The sequence below is a fragment of the Acetobacter persici genome (assembly GCF_018256955.1).
GTDB lineage: Bacteria > Pseudomonadota > Alphaproteobacteria > Acetobacterales > Acetobacteraceae > Acetobacter > Acetobacter persici.
Genome location: NZ_JAERKU010000005.1, coordinates 69,403 through 87,363 on the forward strand (window position 1 = coordinate 69,403; position 17,961 = coordinate 87,363).

The following is a 17,961-nucleotide window of genomic DNA, read 5'->3' on the forward strand; positions in this document are numbered from 1 at the left end:
GTTCTGCTCCGGCCTGCCCGCTGAGTGAGTCTGCTGCCCGCATGGTGTTTCCTCTTTCCATCACGTTCCCCGTAGCAGCCCTTGCCGCCGTTCTGGAAGCGGCCTGCGGGTATCCGCCTGCCCTGCTGCCTGCCATCGGGCACCCGGTGATGTGGATCGGCGCCTTGATAGACATGCTGGACACCGCCCTCAACCGCCCGGATTTTTCTGAGCAGAAACGCCGGATGATGGGGATTCTGGCGCTGATCCTGATTATAGGCGTGCCGCTCTGGGTGACGGAAGCCGTGCTGGATCTGGGCTCTCGTGTTCTGCCTGCGCCCCTCATGCTGGGCGTGCAGGCCGTGGCGGCCTGTACGTTAGTTGCGCAGAAATCCCTGTGGGAGCATGTGCGGGCCGTGGGCACCGGCCTGCGGCAGGGGGGGCTGGCCGGAGGGCGGCTGGCCGTGGCGCAGATTGTCGGGCGGGACACCGCCGCACTGGATGAAGCCGGGATTGTGCGGGCTGCACTGGAAAGTCTGGCCGAAAATTTTTCCGATGGCGTGGTGGCCCCCCTGTTCTGGACGGCGCTGTTCGGCCTGCCCGGGGCGGTATTTTATAAAGCCGTCAATACGGCGGACAGCATGATTGGCCACCTGACCCCGCGCCATGCCGCCTTTGGCTGGGCTGCGGCGAAGCTGGATGATGTGGTGAATCTGCCAGCCTCCCGCCTTGCCGCGTTGTGCCTGATTCTGGCCGCCCCGGCAGAACGCCGTGCGGCGGCGCGGGCGGCCGTGCGGCGGGATGCTCCACGCCACCGCTCCCCTAACGCAGGCTGGCCGGAGGCCGCCATGGCCGGGGCGCTGCGGCTGCGGCTGGCTGGCCCGCGCCTGTATAAAGGCGTGCGGGTGGACGATGCGTGGATGGGGGACGGCACGCCGGACGCAACCGTAGCCGATCTGGATCGGGGGCTGGTGCTGTATCGGCGCGCCTGCCTTATTCTGGTGGGGGTCTTGCTGGTGGGGGCACTTCTCTTCATGATCCCGGCATGACAGGCCCGCTTTTTCCCCCCGCTTTCCGTGCATCTCTGGACCAGCTTTTTACCTGGCGGCGAGACGTGCGCCACTTTCGCACGGACCCGGTGCCCGAAGCCGTGCTGACGCGCCTGCTGGAAACCGCCTGCCTTGCGCCCTCTGTAGGGCTGAGCGAACCCTGGCGCTTTGTGCGGGTGGAGGCTCCGGCCCGCCGGGCTGCCATCCGGGAAAACTTTGCCCGCTGCAATACGGAGGCCCTGACCGGCCACAGCGGGGAAGATGCCCGGCGCTACGCCACTCTGAAACTGGCGGGGCTGGATGATGCGCCGCACCAGATTGCCGTCTTCTGTGACACCAACCCCGCACAGGGGCGCGGGCTGGGGCGCGGCACCATGCCAGAAACCACCGTGTGGTCCGCCGTGATGGCCATCCATACCTTCTGGCTGGCGGCAACGGCGGAGGGCGTCGGGCTGGGGTGGGTGTCCATTCTGGAACCGGATGAAGCCAGCCGGACACTCTGCATGCCGCCGGACTGGCAGTTTCTGGCCTATCTGTGCGTGGGCTATCCGGCGGAACAGGCCGACACACCGGAACTGGAACGCCGGGGATGGGAACAGCGCAACCCGGCACGCAGGCGATGGATCACCCGTTAAAGCCATCGCACATTATGAAATTTTCTTTTAATGTCCTGCACAGGTGCTGGCAGGCATGACTCTTTTTTGACGGTTTATGATGTTTTCCTATCAATCGTTCTCTGTCAGGTTCTTAAAAATAAATCTGAACATCGTCTGAAGAACGCAGTTATTTCCTCTTTCCAGCAGTTTCAGCGCACCAGAAAACTATAAAGTTTATTTTAAGATCTCACGGCATATACTTTATTTTTATAAATCCTGTGTTCTGAATTATTTTCGGGCGCAATTTGATATAATTAACCCTATGTAATATTGATGTGGATCATTGAGACTTCTACCTGTTGCACAGAAAACAGGCCTATCTATAACAAAGTTTGATAATTTTCAGAGGATCTAGCGTGAAACCGCCTGTGTTCCCGGGCTTTTCCGACACCAGAAAGCTGGATTTCAGGCTTCTGCTCGGAACGGCTCTTACCTGTGTTCTGAGCGAACCCTCCCTTGCGCGGGCTGATGACGCACAGGAACTGGCCGCCATCAAGGAGCAGATGCGCAGGCTGGCCGCACAGGTGGAAGCGATTGAACACCGGCAGGCGCTCAAAAACGGGCATCAGGCTGCCTCGGCGCGGGCTGTGGGCGGGGCGCGCCATACGGTGGCCGCCAGCAGAACGCCCTCTTACAGCGGGGCACGCACCGCAACCGCCACGCAGGACCATTTTTCCGGCGTGCCGTCCGGCCTGCGGACCGATGGTCCGGCTGATCCAGGGATTCATTTTTCCGGCGGGAGCGAGCCTGTTCAGGTCGGGGATGCCGGGCAGCCGGCACTGAACAGTGGCTCCGGTTTTGCCGGGTTCCGATGGTTGCCACAGCAGCCGGAGCAGACGCCGTCCAGATCGTCCATTGACCTCACATCCTCCAGCCCGTCCTCCATTACCCAGACAGATGTGGACAGCCTGCCGCCTATTTTCAGCATTGGCGGCATTTCCGTTAAGCTCGGCGGGTTTGTGGAATTTTCCAACATCTGGCGTGATTCCAACATGACCAGTGGCCCCGCCACGGCCTGGAATAACTTCCCGTACGCCAACAGCCCCAACCACGGGCTGAGTGAAGAGCGCATGTCCGCGCAGCTCAGCCGTATGTCTGTGCTGATGGAGGCTAACCCCTCCAAAGATGTGCGGTTGCAGGCCTATGTGGAAAGTGATTTTGGCGGCTCCGCGGGCACCACAAACAGTGTGCAGATCAGCGGTTATACGCCCCGCCTGCGGCAGGGCTATTTTACCTTCACGCAGAAGGACTGGGGCCTGCATATTCTGATGGGGCAGGCGTGGAGCCTTGCCACCAACTACGCCAAAGGCATCCTGCCCCGGCAGGAACAGTTGCCCGCGGTGACGGATAATAACCAGATCCCCGGTATTACCTTTACCCGCGTCCCGCAGATCCGCATTGGCAAGGACTGGCACCAGAAATACTGGCTGGGCCTGTCTGTGGAAGACCCGCAGGCGACGGTTGCGTTTTCCTCCGCACTGTCCTCCGGCGGCACCCTGCCCGCAGCGTACGGGGAGAAAGTGGGCGCGCGGGTGTATTACGCCAACAGCGGCGGCGTGCTGCTGAACCCGAGCGCGCAATATACCTACAACCCGGCCCCGGACATTATCCTCAAAGGCGCTGTGGATACGTCCATCGGGCATTATGAAGTGTTTGGTCTGGCGCGCTGGTTCCGCTCCCTTGCGGTGGAGCCGGGCATGACCACCACCCGCAAACACACCACATTCGGCGGTGGCGTCGGGGCGGGCATGACAGTCCCTCTGGGCACCAAAAAACTCCAGATGGCGGGCAATGTCACAGCGGGTGAAGGCATTGGCCGTTACGGGCCAAGCCTGATCCCGGACACCACCCCCAATGCGCGTGGCGCTTTGTCCCCCGTGCCGGAGCTGATGGGCTCACTTGGTCTTATCGGCCACCCCACCCCCTCTGTGCTGCTTTACACCTACGGTGGGATCGAGACAGCCGGGCGTAAACGCTACATGGGTGCGGATGGCGCGCAGTATGGGTACGGGGTGAATGACCTCAATCTGGGCGGGTGCGATGTGGAATTCGGCACCTGTAACGCCCAGACCCGCACGCTGGCATCCCTGACCGCCGGGGGCTGGTGGCACTTTGTAGAAGGCCGCTACGGCAGCGTGATGGGCGGCCTGCAATATACTTATATCCGGAAGTTTGCCTTCAGAGGCAATGATGGCAATGGCAACAGTGTCTACCCCACAACATCGGGCAACACGGTTTACGTCACCTTCCGATATTTGCCGTTCCAGTAAAATGGAGTGGCAAAATACTCGCCAAAGGAGAGAGAACTCAATGTCTTATACAGTTGGTACTTACCTTGCTGAGCGTCTTGCCCAGATCGGCCTGAAGCACCATTTTGCAGTTGCCGGGGATTACAACCTCGTTCTGCTTGATCAGCTTCTGATGAATAAAGACTGTGAACAGGTCTATTGCTGTAACGAGCTGAACTGCGGCTTCTCTGCCGAAGGCTATGCCCGTGCAAACGGTGCCGGGGCCGCCGTTGTGACCTTCAGCGTGGGTGCGCTCTCCGCCCTGAACGCCATTGGTGGCGCCTATGCGGAAAACCTGCCGGTTATCCTGATTTCCGGTGCGCCGAACTCCAATGATCACGGCAGCGGGCACATCCTGCACCACACCATTGGCACCACGGACTATTCCTACCAGCTCCAGATTGCTGAAAAGCTGACCTGTGCTGCGGTGTCCATCACATCCGCTGATGATGCACCGGAAAAGATTGACCACGCCATCCGCACCGCGCTGCGCGAGAAGAAACCGGCTTATATTGAAATTGCCTGTAACGTCTCTGCCCAGCCCTGTGCCGCCCCCGGCCCCATCAGCGCTGTTCTGGATGCCCCGGCTTCCAACAAGGACACGCTGGACGCCGCCGTGAAAGCTGTTGCGGAATTCATTGAAAAACATGAAAAGCCCGCCCTTCTGGTTGGCAGCCGCCTGCGCGCCGCCGGTGCGGAAGAGGCCGCCGTCAAACTGGCTGATGCTCTGGGCTGCGTTGTGGCAACCATGGCGGCTGCCAAAAGCTTCTTCCCGGAAGATCACCCCGGTTACGTTGGCACCTACTGGGGCAGCGCCTCTACCCCGGGTGTGAATGAAATCTTCAACTGGACGGACAGCATTATTGCGCTGGCCCCCATCTTTAACGATTACTCCACCGAAGGCTGGACGGCATGGCCGCAGGGCCCGAATGTGGCTGTTCTGGACAAGAACATCACCAAACTGCACGGCTACTCCTTCGACAATATCCATCTGAAGGAACTGCTGGAAGGTCTGGCAGACTACTTCCAGAACAAGCCGAAAAAGGAGTCCACGCTGGTCCAGTACAAGCGTGTGCATACCGGTAAAACGGTTGAAACCACCGGCACCGGTGATGATACGCTGACCCGCGCTGACATCCAGCAGACGTTGCAGAGCCTTGTAACGCCCGACACCACCATTCTTGGTGAAACGGGGGATAGCTGGTTTAACGTGATGCGCACCAAACTGCCGCGCGGGGCCCGTGTGGAACTGGAAATGCAGTGGGGCCATATTGGCTGGTCTGTCCCGGCCGCCTTTGGTTACGCTGTGGGGGCTCCGGAACGCCGCACCATTCTGATGGTGGGGGATGGTTCCTTCCAGCTGACAGCGCAGGAAGTGGCCCAGATGATCCGCCGCAAACTGCCGGTGATCATCTTCCTGATCAACAATGCGGGCTACACCATTGAAGTTGAAATTCATGATGGTCCGTACAACAACATCAAGAACTGGGATTACGCAGGCATCATCAGCGCATTTAACGCTGAAGATGGCAAAGGCATTGGTCTGCGCGCCAAAACGGCGGGTGAACTGGCGGATGCCGTAAAGGTCGCGCTGGACAATAAGGAAGGCCCGACGCTGATTGAATGTGTGATCCCGCGTGATGACTGCACGTCCGAGCTGATTTCCTGGGGCCGCCATGTGGCCACGGCAAACGGCCGTCCGCCTGCAAAATAAGTCAACCTGCATGGCTGTGCCCCGCCAAGGCACGGGCACAGCCTGCACCTTTTTGAAAAGCGATTTTTAATGTCGGCTTCCAACACACCCAGCGCCGCCCCGCAGCCGCAAAGCGCGCCGGCAGGCCAGCCGCAGAAAATACAGCCGCTTTATGTGCTGGCGTGGTTTCTTTGCGCCCTGTTCTACTTCTATCAGTACGCCATCCGCTCAGCCCCCGGCATTATGCAGGACGAGCTGACGCAGGCCTGGGGCAACAGCCATCTGGGGCTGATGATTGCCTCCTATTACATTGTTTATGCACTGGCTGCTCTGGCCGTAGGCGTGCTGCTTGACCGCTATGGCGCGCATGCCACCATGCCGGTGGGGATTGCCGTGACCAGTGTTGGCTGCCTGATTTTTGCACAGGGCAGCGTGGCCGCAGGGATTGGCGGGTATGTTATTCAGGCTCTGGGGGCCATCTGCGCGTTTGTGGGGTCATCCTACGTCGCCGCACGTTATCTGCCCGCCCGCACACTGGCCCTGTTTGTGGGGCTGACACAGTGCCTTGGCATGGCCGGGGCCGCGTTTGGCTCCAAACCCACCCGTATTCTGATTGACCCTGCCGGGTCCTTCCATCTGCCCTGGCAGACCGTGTGGCTGGGCTTCGGGGTGATTGGCGTGTGTCTGGCCATTGCCACATGGTTTGTCATGCCGCGTGATTCCGGGGACAGCTCCGCCCATCACGGCCATCTCTCCACGGAAAACCTGCTCAGGCCGTTCAAGATCATCTTTGGAAACCCGCAGAGCTGGTATGCCGGGATTATCGGTGGGCTGCTGTTTGTGCCGACAACCATTGGCGCACTGGGCTGGGGGGCTTCCATGCTTAACAAGGGTGAGCATGTGTCCATGGCGTTTGCGGCCTCTGACATCTCCATGGTGCCGATTGGCTGGGTGATTGGCTGCCCGCTGCTGGGCTGGATTTCTGACAAGATCGGCCGCCGCAAGCCGGTGCTGATTGGCGGCGCGGTTGTGCTGCTGGCAGCAGCCCTGTGCGCACTGTATGTGCCGGTTGGCGTGATGCCCCGCTATTCTGTAGCGCTGGTGATGGGCATTGCCTCGGGTGCGGCCATGATCCCCTTCTCCGCCATGAAGGAAGTCAATCCGCCGGAAGTGAAGGGTACGGCTGCGGGTGTGATGAACTTCCTCGTGTTTGGCACGACGGGTGTTCTCTCCCCCATGGTCTCCGCCCTGATGGGCAGCGGCGGGGATTCCATGGAAGTCTTCCACCGGGCCTTCCTGCCGCTGGTGATCGGCATTGTTGTGGCGATCCTGCTGGCTTTCCGCCTGCGTGAAACAGGCTGGGCTGTGCAGAAATAAGCCTCTGCCAGTCGGGTTTACAAAAAGGCGCGGACCTTACGGGGCCCGCGCTTTTTTTATGCGGCGAAGGACAATTGGCCATGCAGGCCGGGGATGCGCTATGCTGCCCGACCTTCAGAATGATCAGGTTTTCCAGAATGTCCCGCGAGAATTTTAATGAACTGCTCAGTTTTCTTGCGGTGGCTCAGGAAAGAAGTTTTACGCGCGCGGCTGCCCGGCGCGGGGTTACACCCTCTGCCCTGAGCCATACCATGCGGCTGCTGGAAGAGCGTTTAGGCGTAACCCTGCTGACCAGAACAACGCGCCGTGTTGTGCCGACGAGTGCGGGGGAATATCTGCTCAGCACAATCCAGCCATTGTTTGATGAAATAGAAAACAGACTTTCAAGTCTGGATGAATTCCGGAGCGTTCCACGCGGTACGCTCCGGATTACTGTCACAGAGGAAGCGTTATCCTGCTTCCTGCGGCCCAGACTGGCAGACTTCCTGAAAAAATATCCGGATATAAGGGTAGAGGTTTCAGCCAACCTCAAGCTTGTCGATATTGTTGAGGAATCGTTTGATGCCGGTGTCAGACTTGGAGAAATGGTCTCGCACGGCATGATGTCCGTGCCGATTTCTCCCGCCATAGATTTTGTGGTTGTTGGCGCACCCGCCTATTTTTCTGAAAATCCAGCCCCTAAAAAACCGGATGCCCTGACCGCGCATAACTGTATTGGTGTGCGGCTGCCAACCTATGGAAAAATTTACAAATGGCTTTTCCGGCAGAATGGGAAAAATATTAAATTCCAGCCGGATGGCCAGTTTACCTGCAATAGTGTGTTTTCAACCCGTGATGCCTGCCTTGACGGGATAGGGCTGGCCTATATCCCGCGAGTTGTTGCCGAGCCGCATATTACGACCGGCGCGCTGGTTCCGGTTCTGGAAAAATTCTGCCCGACTCATGTCGGGTTTCACCTTTTTCACCCTCGCCATAACCAACATTCCATGCCGCTCTCTCTCTTTATTGAAGAAATGAAGCTGCAATAAGCTGCGTGCGGCTCATGCTGAGCGAGCCATGAGCCGCACGCACGCCTAACGCTTCAGGCGCCGAGCAGCGGCAGTTTTTTGAGCATTTCCTGAAGGTTAAGGGCATCCCACGGCATATGTTCGGCAATCGTCATGCCGACCACCTGTTTTTCTGTCGTGACTTCCCCAATCAGTTTTAAAACATCTGGGATTGTCAGTTTTCCTTCTGCGACATCCCCAAAATCATGCTTTCCACGTCCCGGCTTTGCAAAAAGAAGGGAGCGGAAACTATGCGGGTCCAGCACGTCCAGATCGAGGTGGATTGCCAGAACCTCAATTCCGCTCTCATTCAGCCAGCGCATGACGGGCTGCGCACCATCCCGCACCTCCTGCGGGGAACAGGTGGGAATCCCATGTTCGGCAATAAACTGTGCTTCATACGGCAGCGGGTCATGAATGCCGGCAATCATGACGTTTTTTGCGGGCACAGGTTTTTTGACGGCATCTGTCAGATCATGATCACCATGCCCCATTAACGCGCCCAGAACATGCGCATGCGCGTTTTTATACTGGGCGGGTGTCTGGACATCCGGATGCGTATCAATCCAGAGAATACCAAGCTTATCGCCGTATTGTTCCGCCAGCCAGGCAAACGGGGCGAGAGATACCAGACAGTCACCACCCAGAACCACAAGAGACTGCGGATTATGCCGCTCAATAAGAGCGCGGGCTTCACGGATCTGCTTCACAAGAACCGTGCGGCCCCGCATATCCTGTTCCAGCGGCAGGGGGGTGTCTGTGGGAGCGGGAACCGGCACTTCTTCCACCGGGCCAGTTGCCGGAGGGGCGAGCCATGCCAGCAACCGGGACCCAAGATAATAAGGAGGATTATCACCGCCCTGCCATTGCGGGAAAATCAGACGGAGTGTGTTTTTATCCTGCTTCGACACAGTTTCTCTCCTGAAATAGCGGACCAGAGAACGTCTGCATATTTTTGCGGTTTTGTATCATCAGGCAACAGTCTGATCAGACCCCGATGCAGCTATGCCGCACAAGAGACGAGCCTGCGCCAACGCTCTCATTCCTGATCATCTTTTCATGAATTATCTGTATTTCATAGGTCTCTATTCCTGAAAAATATTCATTATCATCTTGATGAAACACTCTATAGTCATGGCATCCTTTTTTATTATATTAAGGGAGAATCAGAGGGCTGACATCATGATGATGTCCGAAAGGATTCCGGAAACCCAAAGAAGGAGTCTTAGTGTTCTGGAACACTGACTCCTGATAATACGTGTGGATTTCCTGATGTAGGAGCTTTTTCAGGATTACATAGGATTCAAAAAATTGTGCTGACAGATAGTGCGTGAGCGGAACTTACAAACTCATAAATTTATCAAATCGTTTCTAGAGTTCTGTTATTTCGTATCCTTTATCTTTCTTTTATTTTCCAATTGATTCCTTGAAATTAAGACTTTGAAATCATGATTCATGAAGCACGAAAGCTGAGGCTTTAGGTCAACAGTCTTGCCCCCTCAAAACGTCTCGCCGCTTTATGACAGAACCTGAACACTCTTCACCCGGCGCACACTCAGAAAAACCGATTAGCAAAGAATAACCATGAAAGCTTTGGTCGCAACACGCTTTGGCACAGCCCCACAGATGAGTCTGGAAGACCGGCCTAAGCCTGTCGGGAAACCCGGTTATAGTGTGGTGAAAATGTACGCCGCCACGGTCAATCCGCTTTCCGCGCAAATCCGGCAGGGTGTGCTTGCTGTCGCGCAGCCGCCCCTTGTACTCAGCAACGATGGCTCGGGCACTGTGGAAGAAAGCGCGGTATTTCCAGCAGGCACGCGGGTTGCCATTTATGGGGGTGGAGAACTCGGCATTACGCAGGACGGGTTGCAGCAGCAATGGGTGTGCGTTGAAAATAAACGGCTCTTTGTTCTTCCTGACACACTCAGTCTGGAGGAAGGGGCAGCGCTCCCCATCAATTTTATCACCGCGTATCAGGCTCTGACGCGTGTGGGGCAGGTTAAAGCCGGTCAGACCGTTCTGATTTCAGGAGCGTCTGGTTCTGTCGGGCATGCCTTGAGCCAGCTGGCCTTCAGCCTTGGGGCTGTTCCAATTGCCATTGTCTCCCATGCCAGCAAGATTGAGGCTGCTCAAAAAAGTGGTGTGAAAACGGTTCTTGTTTTTTCAGAGCATACATTTCAAGACGCCGTTTTAGACGCAACTAACGGTCAGGGTGCTGATCTTGCGTTTGACCCGGTGGGCGGCAGCCTGCTCCCGCATCTGATGGCCGCACTCCGCCCGCGCGGTGCAGTTGTTTCTATCGGGTTTGTGGGAGGGATAGAGAGCACTCTTACGCTGACGGACGTTGTTATTCATGAAAAACGTCTGCTGGGGTATGATGCCTGGCTTGAAACGGATGAGGCTGTTACGAAGGCTTTTGATGCTCTGCGCGGTTTTATTGTAAACGGTCAGGTCCGTCCGGCTATTGATAGCATCTGGCCCCTGAGCGATTTTGAAGCAGCGTATGACCGGCTTGCCTCACGCCGCGCAACGGGGAGCATCCTTTTGCGCTGCTAAGACCTGACGCAGTCAGGGCGTTTCCGTGCGGGATTGTGTTAAGAACGGTGAGGCTGCAAATTCTATGAAATTCTGCAAATACTGGATTTCCTCGTCCGTTTCACGGCAGCCGAGGAAAATCTGCTTCATGATCCCGTTTTTCCCCAGCTTTACGGGATAAAGATCAAAACGCGCAGCATATTCCTCTACCAGCCAGCCGGGAAGTGCGGCAACGCCCCGGCCATGCGCTACCATGACCAGCATGATATCCGTCGTTTCTATCTGCTTCTGCTGCCGTGGTGCGATCCCTGCCGGTTGCAGAAACTGGGTGTAGATATCAAGCCGTTCTGAGGGCACGGGGTAAGTAATCAGGGTCTCACCGGCAAGCTGTTCCGGCACAACATATGTCTGCCCCCGCAGAGGGTGCCCCGGCCCGACGACCAGAACCAGTTCATAATCAAACACCGGCGTGAAGTTGAGGTCTGGTTTATACAGCGGATCAGGGGTGACCAGAATATCAATTTCATTACTGAACAGGGCACCAATTCCACCAAACTGAAACTTCTGCCGCACATCGACATCGACCTTTGGCCAGCGATCCAGATAGGGAGAGACAATTTTCAGAAGCCACTGGTAGCAGGGGTGACATTCCATGCCGATCCGCAGCGTGCCACGCTCCCCATTTGCAAACTGCTCCAGCCGGCTTTCCGCCAGTTCAAACTGTGGAAGCAGGCGGTTGGCGAGGGCCAGCAACCATGTTCCCGCCTGCGTCAGCACGAGAGAGCGCCCTTCCCGTCGCCAGATTTTTACGCCAAGCCGGGTTTCAATTTTCCGGATTGCATGGCTGAGGGCGGGCTGGGTGAGATTCAGCCGTGCGCCCGCGGCCGTTAAGGAGCCTTCACGGGCGACTTCCTGAATGATTTTCAGATGGCTTCGCTCAAGAACGTCCACACCCCACTCCGTCAAGGCAGATTATCAAGGTCTCAGGACACCATATCATTCCTGAACATTTTTATAAAACCGTCTTCTGACGCAAAAATCTGCCCGGCGGATGCCAGCAAAGGTGCCTGATTTACGCACTTCAGGCCGAGAGTTCTTTCCGGACAATTGCCGCCCCTGCCGTTAATGCGCTCAGCTTGCCTCTGGCGACGGTGCGCGGCAGCGGAGCCATGCCACAGTTGGTACAGGGGTAAAGTTTATCTGCATCCACAAACTGAAGAGCTTTGCGCAGAGTGCTCGCAACCTCCTCGGGAGTTTCAATAGTGCGGTTTGCAACGTCAATGGCACCGACCATGACCTTTTTCCCGCGAATCAGTTCAATCAGATCCATCGGCACACGGGAGTTCTGACATTCCAGTGAAATCAGATCGATATGTGATTTCTGAAGTTTTGGGAAAATTTCTTCATACTGCCGCCATTCCGAACCGAGGGAGTTTTTCCAGTCGATATTGGCCTTAATGCCGTAACCGTAGCAGATATGCACGGCTGTTTCACATTTAAGGCCCTCAATCGCCTTTTCCAGTGTTGCGATGCCCCAGTCATTCACTTCATCAAAAAAGACGTTAAAGGCGGGTTCATCAAACTGGATAATGTCTACACCAGCGGCTTCCAGTTCTCTGGCTTCCTGATTGAGGATTTTGGCGAATTCCCACGCCAGTTTTTCCCGGCTCTTATAGTGATTGTCATACAGCGTATCGATCATGGTCATGGGGCCGGGGAGTGCCCATTTGATCGGTTTTTTTGTCAGTGTGCGCAGGAAACGGGCATCATCAACAAAAACAGGCTTTTCCCGCGTGACAGCACCGACGACGATCGGGACGCTGGCATCATAGCGGTTTCTGATCCGGACTGTCTGACGATCTTCAAAATCCACGCCGCCGAGATGCTCAATAAAGGTCGTCACGAAATGCTGGCGCGTCTGCTCACCATCACTGACAATATCAATCCCGGCCCGATCCTGACCATCCAGAGACAGACGCAGCGCGTCCTGCTTGCCTTCTGACAGAGCCTCTCCCTGCAATTTCCAGGGTGACCAGAGCGTTTCCGCCTGCGCCAGCCATGAGGGTTTGGGCAAGCTGCCAGCCGTGGACGTGGGTAAAAGTGTTTTCATAAGAGTAAGACCTTGTTTTTAAGAACTACGTGTTTTTGAAAGGTCAGTCCGCAAAACTGGCGGACCATTCCGCAAGGCGCGCATGGTAAGGTTTGATAAAGTGCTCTTCTGTAAACTGACCCTGTGCAATGGCTAGCTGGCTACGTTCCTCACGGTCATACACAATGCGCGTGAGGGAATAGTCCTGATGCCGCAGGCTGGGCTGATAGTCTTTCGGGGCTGCCGCATTGGCGTTGTAAATTTCAGGACGGTAGATTTTCTGGAATGCTTCCATTGTGCTGATTGTGCTGATCAGTTCCAGAGGGGTATAATCGGACAGCAGATCACCAAAAAAATAGAATGCCAGCGGTGCGACGCTGCCGGGCGGCATAAAATACCGGACCTGCATGCCCATTTTTCTGAAATACTGATCCGTTAACGAAAAATCAGGCTGTTGATATTCAGCCCCCAGCACAGGATGAACATTTTCAGTCCGGTGGTAAGTTTTGTTGGTTGAAACGCTCAGGCATATAACCGGAAGTTTTCTAAAGCTTTCTTTGTAAACAGAAGAGTTTATGAAAGACTTAAACAGGTTTCCATGCAGGTCTCCAAAATGCTTCGGCGTGCTGAAATCCGCTTTGCCTTTGTTATGCTCTGGCAAGAGAACACTGAAATCATAATCTCGCACATAAGAAGAGAAATTGTTCCCGACGATCCCGGCAATATCTTTGTCTTCCTTTTTATCAAGGATTGTCGTGTTCAGAACTTCGATCAGCGGGAAGAGGTCACGGCCCCCTGCGTTTTCAACTGCCATTTCGACAGAGATAATATCAAGCTGAACGGCGTAGCGGTTTCCTTTGGGATTATCCCAGCAGGCAAGGGCATTGAAACGATGATCAATCATGCCGAGAACATTCCGCAGGTTTTCCTGACGACTTTCCCCGCGCGCCAGATTGGCGAAATTGGTTGTGAGGCGGGTTTTATCGAGCGGATGATAAGCCTCATCAAAACGAACGCGTTTAATACTGAAGCTTGACTCTGTAATCATCGCGATATCTTGCCTTCATTACCCGGAAAATCAGACTCTTTTTCAAAAAGGGCTGGGATACTCCCGCGCTCTTCTGGTCTTTCAGCCTGTAATTTTCTTCATGTCGTCATGTTAGGAACGGTGCGGGATATATGCCTGAGCCAGTCATTGAATAAAAATGATTTGATTTCATTGAACCATGAATTTTGTTCATGCTTATCCCGATCCCGTCCGCAATGCTCACCGTTCCGGCACGAAAGAAACCGGCACACGAGCTTGCTCTGGCGTCCTGAATCAAGCCGGACAGCCCCTGAAATGCAGGTGGCAGGTGGCAGGTGGCAGGTGGCAGGTGGCAGGTGGCAGGTGGCAGAATTAAGCTTCCGAGCTTGTTATTTGTTAAGACAAAAATGCGTATTTCTATATTTTATTGACATTTATTAAATATTTTTTCTGTTTGAATTCTATTTTCCCGGGGAGGAAAATCTTTTTTGTTCAATTTGATTCAGAAAATGCACGCACTGGTCAATTTCCGTTTCTGCAAAAACCTGCACGCCATGAGCGCGAAGGAGGGCCGTGGTGACACCGATGCCGGGATGTTTTTTGCCTTTAAATGACCCGTCATAAATATGGTTGCTGCCGCAGGAGGGGCTGGCGTCCGTCAGAATGGCAAACTGGCAGTTATGGTCCTGAGCAAGGGTGAGAGCGGCTCTGGCTCCCGTCAGAAACTGGGCTGTGACGTCCGCCCCGGTTGTATCCTGCACGCGCGCGGTGTGTGCCAGCACGTCGGAGCCGGACTGGCCGTGTGTAATTTCCGCAGGGGGACGCGGCGTACTGAATCCGGCGGCGACTTCCGGGCAGATTATCACAAGCTGGCCAGCCTGCTGCCAGACAGCCAGAGCGGGATGCTGAACGGTCTTTGCAGAGCCGTTATAACGGACCGGACGGCCCAGCAGACAGGCGCTGATCAGAATTTTCGAGGCTGACACGGGCTTTGCTTCCTGTCTGGCAGTAAAGTCTCTGTTTTATGTCAGAAACGGGTTCGGGGGTACCCCTGCTGCTGGTTTTTAAAGCTCTTCCGGCTACGGGTTTTTTAAAATATTCTATTTTTTCAATATGTTAGAATTTTTACCTTCTCCTTCACTTTGTATCGAAAAAGAGACTATGGGCTTTTGCTCGGCCGCACCGGGGGCCGGATGTGGCTGGAACGCGGCTCCGCGCGCGAGTTTTGGGGGAGCGTGGGGTTTTATGCAGTCACAATTCCCGTCTCTGGTCTTGAAATTGCCCATAATAGGCTGGACTAAAGAGGGAAGTGCGCTGGTGCGTACGCGTGATGAACAGACAATTCAGGGATGGTTATGGAACATCAGGTCAATTCATTATGGGTCCAGCTTAATGCCTGGCTCCCCACAGTGCTGAGCTACACGGGGCAGGTTGTGCTGGCTCTTATTGTGCTGCTGGTCGGCTGGAAAATTATCAACATGGTGACACACGCCATGGGCCGGATGATGTCCGCAAGCCATATTGAGCCCACACTTCAGGGCTTTCTGCTGAGCGTTGCGGGCCTGCTGATGAAGGCGCTGCTGCTGATCAGCGTGGCCTCCATGGTGGGGATTGCCACCACGTCCTTTGTTGCTGTGCTGGGTGCTGCTGGTCTGGCCGTGGGTATGGCGTTGCAGGGAAGCCTTGCGAACTTTGCCGGTGGTGTGCTGATCCTGCTGTTCCGCCCCTTCAAGGTTGGGGACTCCATTGTGGCGGGTGGCAGCGCCGGAACGGTGGAATCTATTGAGATGTTCCGCACCGTTCTGCGTGACGCCAAAAACGAGATGATTTATGTGCCCAACGGCACTCTTTCCAACAATATTGTTGTCAACAGCTCTCAGTCTGACAGGCTTCAGGCATCCGTTACGGTGCTGATTGATTATAACGATGATATTGATAAAGCGCGTGCGCTCCTGCTTGGAGCTGTTGAGAATGATACGCTTGTTCTCAAAACACCTGCCCCCGCTGTCGGCTTTCTGCCCCAGCCTGCCAATATTGCCGTGACCCTCAGCTTCTGGTGTGCGCCCGGGGATGTCACGCCGCTGACGGGGAAATATTCTGAAACCGCCATCCAGATCCTCAAACGCGAAGGGTATCGTCTTGGCACCACGGCCCGGACGGCTCCGGCCAGCTAAGCTCGGGAAAAACAGAACATTCTGCGTGAGCGTTCTGGGCGCGGCCTTCCTGTTCCGGAAGGACGCGTTTTTTTATGGTTGTTGTTCTGTCAGTCTTTTTTTATTTCTCCTTATGGCTGCCTGATAAAAAAATACTGTTCGGATCTCGCTGTGATCACATTTTCTTTTGTCTTTTTCACACATGCGAATGAAGAGAGTGACTGGAAAAGGGAAAACGTGGCGCTATGCGCGGGAGGATTAGCACCTAACCACTAGGTAAACATTTTGAGCAACGCGAACGATATCCAGACTGATACCTCCTCCATCGCGCTGTGACACAGGACGTGGGACGCTGGAAAGGCATTAATGAAACACCCCTGAGACTGATCTGCTGGCTTTGGGGGTGCCCTATGCTGAGGCGGCTGTGACCCCTTACGAAGAAACTACCTGTTCTGTCTGGCACTTTGCATAACTCGGCACGGTCGCAAGAGCGAGAAGCGCATCCAGAGAGATGTGGGCTTCCAGATGGTCCGCCAGCCTGTCGAGCGCCTGTTCCACAACGTCCTCATGCCGCTCTGGCAGGCTGGCCGTATACCAGCATCCACCGGGGCGGAAAGCTGCTCCGCCCGCACGCGCCAGCAGGGCCATGCGGGCAGGCCGATGGTTAAACACACCATGCAGATACGTGCCGTAAACCTGACCGCAGGCAGAGATAGCCCCTTCCCCGGCCCCGTTCAGGACCAGAAGAGGCTGGGCACGGTCCGGCCCGGTGGTCTGGCCTGTATGAATTTCATATCCGGAGACTGCGAGATCTGTTCCGGCAAGATGGCCGGATGCCTCTTGCAGGCGTTTGCTGCTGCTCAGCACCGTGTCCACTGCCAGCAGGCCGAGGCCGGGGGCCACATCGGCGGCGCCTTCCGTGCCCTGTGGGTCTGCAACGCTTTGCCCAAGCATCTGATACCCCCCGCAAAGCCCCATAACATGCCCGCCACGCGCCAGATGGGCCTTGAGAGCCTCCGCCCAGCCCTGCGCGCGGAATGTTGCTAAGTCCGCCAGTGTGGCTTTGGAACCGGGGAACAGGACAAGGTCACACTCCGGCAGGCTCTGGCCGGGCTGCACAGGCAGGATCTGTACACCGGGTTCTGAACAGAGCGGGTCCAGATCATCAAAATTGGCAATCATTGGCAGGAGAATTACTGCGATACGCAGGCGGGGTGCCGGTTTATCATCCCCGTTATGCACAGGGATGTACACAGGGGCCGCAGAGGGGGCAGACTGAGAGACCCTCTGGGATGGAGGCCGGGATATTGGCCGGGATGCCGACTGTGAGGCTGCCAGTGTGCTCATGAGGTCGGCAGCGTCTTCCGCCGGGAGAGAGCGGACAGCCGGGAGGTCCGGCACCAGTCCCAGAGCAGCCCAGCCGGTGCGCTGGGCGATGAAGTCCATACCCTCATAAAACAGTGAGATATCACCGCGCATTTTATTGACGATAAAGCCTTTGATGCGGGCTGCATCCTGCGGGGGCAGGACAGTTTGTGTGCCGACCAGACTGGCTATCACACCGCCACGATCAATATCCCCCACCAGCACCACCGGAGCGTTGACGGCTTCTGCAAAGCCCATATTGGCAATGTCACGCGCCCGTAAATTGATTTCAGACGCGGAGCCTGCCCCTTCCACCAGAACAAGGTCCGCCTGTACGGCCAGAGTCTGAAAACTCTCGACCACCACAGGCAGAAGTGTGTCTTTACGGTTCTGATAGTCCCGCGCGCCGAGGCTGTGCCGCACCTGCCCGCGCACCACAAGCTGCGCCCCGGTCTCGCCCTGCGGTTTGAGGAGGACGGGATTCATATCCACAGTCGGGCGCACGCCGCACGCGCGGGCCTGCAAGGCCTGCGCACGGCCTATTTCCCCGCCATCGGCTGTTACGGCTGCATTGTTGGACATGTTTTGCGGTTTAAAGGGCCGCACCCGCAGGCCGCGCCGGGTAAAGGCCCGCGCCAGCCCCGCCACCAGAGTTGATTTACCGACACTTGAGCCTGTTCCCTGCACCATGAGAACACGTGCGC

General features: G+C 56.1%; 14 protein-coding genes. 8 read left to right on the forward strand and 6 right to left on the reverse strand.

What is annotated here, in order from left to right; all coding sequences use genetic code 11:
* Positions 1 to 41 precede the first annotated feature (41 nt).
* The 6 genes from cbiB (at position 42) to JK199_RS07865 (ending at position 8,070) form a co-directional block, all read left to right on the forward strand.
* Complete coding sequence (gene cbiB, locus JK199_RS07840) at positions 42 to 1,028, forward strand: adenosylcobinamide-phosphate synthase CbiB (RefSeq protein ID WP_212375180.1); 987 nt, start codon at positions 42 to 44, stop codon at positions 1,026 to 1,028.
* Positions 1,025 to 1,663, forward strand: a complete 639-nt coding sequence (gene bluB, locus JK199_RS07845; protein WP_212375013.1) for a 5,6-dimethylbenzimidazole synthase — start codon at positions 1,025 to 1,027, stop codon at positions 1,661 to 1,663. Before cbiB ends, bluB begins: the two co-directional genes overlap by 4 nt.
* 377 nt (positions 1,664 to 2,040) lie before the next feature.
* A complete protein-coding gene (locus JK199_RS07850) occupies positions 2,041 to 3,954 on the forward strand; it encodes a hypothetical protein (RefSeq protein WP_342356302.1) in 1,914 nt (637 codons plus the stop codon).
* 40 nt (positions 3,955 to 3,994) lie between these two features.
* Entirely contained in the window at positions 3,995 to 5,686 is a 1,692-nt protein-coding gene (locus tag JK199_RS07855; RefSeq protein ID WP_212375015.1) for an alpha-keto acid decarboxylase family protein, read from the forward strand.
* Positions 5,687 to 5,755: 69 nt separating this feature from the next.
* Positions 5,756 to 7,042 (forward strand): MFS transporter, encoded by a 1,287-nt coding sequence (locus tag JK199_RS07860; protein WP_237388844.1) that lies wholly within the window; start codon positions 5,756 to 5,758, stop codon positions 7,040 to 7,042.
* A gap of 137 nt (positions 7,043 to 7,179) precedes the next feature.
* Positions 7,180 to 8,070 carry a LysR family transcriptional regulator gene (locus JK199_RS07865; protein WP_244984992.1) on the forward strand — a complete coding sequence of 297 codons (891 nt, stop codon included), beginning with the start codon at positions 7,180 to 7,182 and terminating at the stop codon, positions 8,068 to 8,070.
* Positions 8,071 to 8,123: 53 nt separating this feature from the next.
* Here the strand turns inward: JK199_RS07865 and JK199_RS07870 are convergent, their stop codons facing one another.
* A complete protein-coding gene (locus JK199_RS07870; RefSeq protein WP_342356303.1) occupies positions 8,124 to 8,999 on the reverse strand; it encodes an arginase family protein in 876 nt (291 codons plus the stop codon).
* A gap of 673 nt (positions 9,000 to 9,672) precedes the next feature.
* Between JK199_RS07870 and JK199_RS07875 the strand changes: the two genes are divergently transcribed.
* The gene (locus tag JK199_RS07875; protein ID WP_212375017.1) at positions 9,673 to 10,644 is read left to right on the forward strand and encodes a quinone oxidoreductase family protein; all 972 of its coding nucleotides are present in this window, start codon (positions 9,673 to 9,675) and stop codon (positions 10,642 to 10,644) included.
* Between the two features lie 12 nt (positions 10,645 to 10,656).
* Here the strand turns inward: JK199_RS07875 and JK199_RS07880 are convergent, their stop codons facing one another.
* The 4 genes from JK199_RS07880 to JK199_RS07895 all read right to left on the reverse strand — a co-directional run bounded on the left by JK199_RS07880 (position 10,657) and on the right by JK199_RS07895 (position 14,725).
* Positions 10,657 to 11,574 carry a LysR family transcriptional regulator gene (locus JK199_RS07880; protein WP_212375019.1) on the reverse strand — a complete coding sequence of 306 codons (918 nt, stop codon included), beginning with the start codon at positions 11,572 to 11,574 and terminating at the stop codon, positions 10,657 to 10,659.
* Positions 11,575 to 11,704: 130 nt separating this feature from the next.
* Positions 11,705 to 12,733, reverse strand: coding sequence for a methionine synthase (locus JK199_RS07885; RefSeq protein ID WP_212375021.1), 1,029 nt, complete (start codon positions 12,731 to 12,733; stop codon positions 11,705 to 11,707).
* A 43-nt stretch (positions 12,734 to 12,776) separates the two neighbouring features.
* Positions 12,777 to 13,760 (reverse strand): DUF1852 domain-containing protein, encoded by a 984-nt coding sequence (locus tag JK199_RS07890; protein WP_212375023.1) that lies wholly within the window; start codon positions 13,758 to 13,760, stop codon positions 12,777 to 12,779.
* A 440-nt stretch (positions 13,761 to 14,200) separates the two neighbouring features.
* Complete coding sequence (locus tag JK199_RS07895) at positions 14,201 to 14,725, reverse strand: DUF523 domain-containing protein (protein ID WP_212375025.1); 525 nt, start codon at positions 14,723 to 14,725, stop codon at positions 14,201 to 14,203.
* A 363-nt stretch (positions 14,726 to 15,088) separates the two neighbouring features.
* Here JK199_RS07895 and JK199_RS07900 point away from each other — a divergent pair, with 363 nt between their 5' ends.
* Positions 15,089 to 15,913 carry a mechanosensitive ion channel family protein gene (locus JK199_RS07900; protein ID WP_212375027.1) on the forward strand — a complete coding sequence of 275 codons (825 nt, stop codon included), beginning with the start codon at positions 15,089 to 15,091 and terminating at the stop codon, positions 15,911 to 15,913.
* A 411-nt stretch (positions 15,914 to 16,324) separates the two neighbouring features.
* Here the strand turns inward: JK199_RS07900 and JK199_RS07905 are convergent, their stop codons facing one another.
* The gene (locus tag JK199_RS07905) at positions 16,325 to 17,947 is read right to left on the reverse strand and encodes a cobyric acid synthase (protein WP_212375186.1); all 1,623 of its coding nucleotides are present in this window, start codon (positions 17,945 to 17,947) and stop codon (positions 16,325 to 16,327) included.
* Between the last annotated feature and the right edge of the window lie 14 nt (positions 17,948 to 17,961).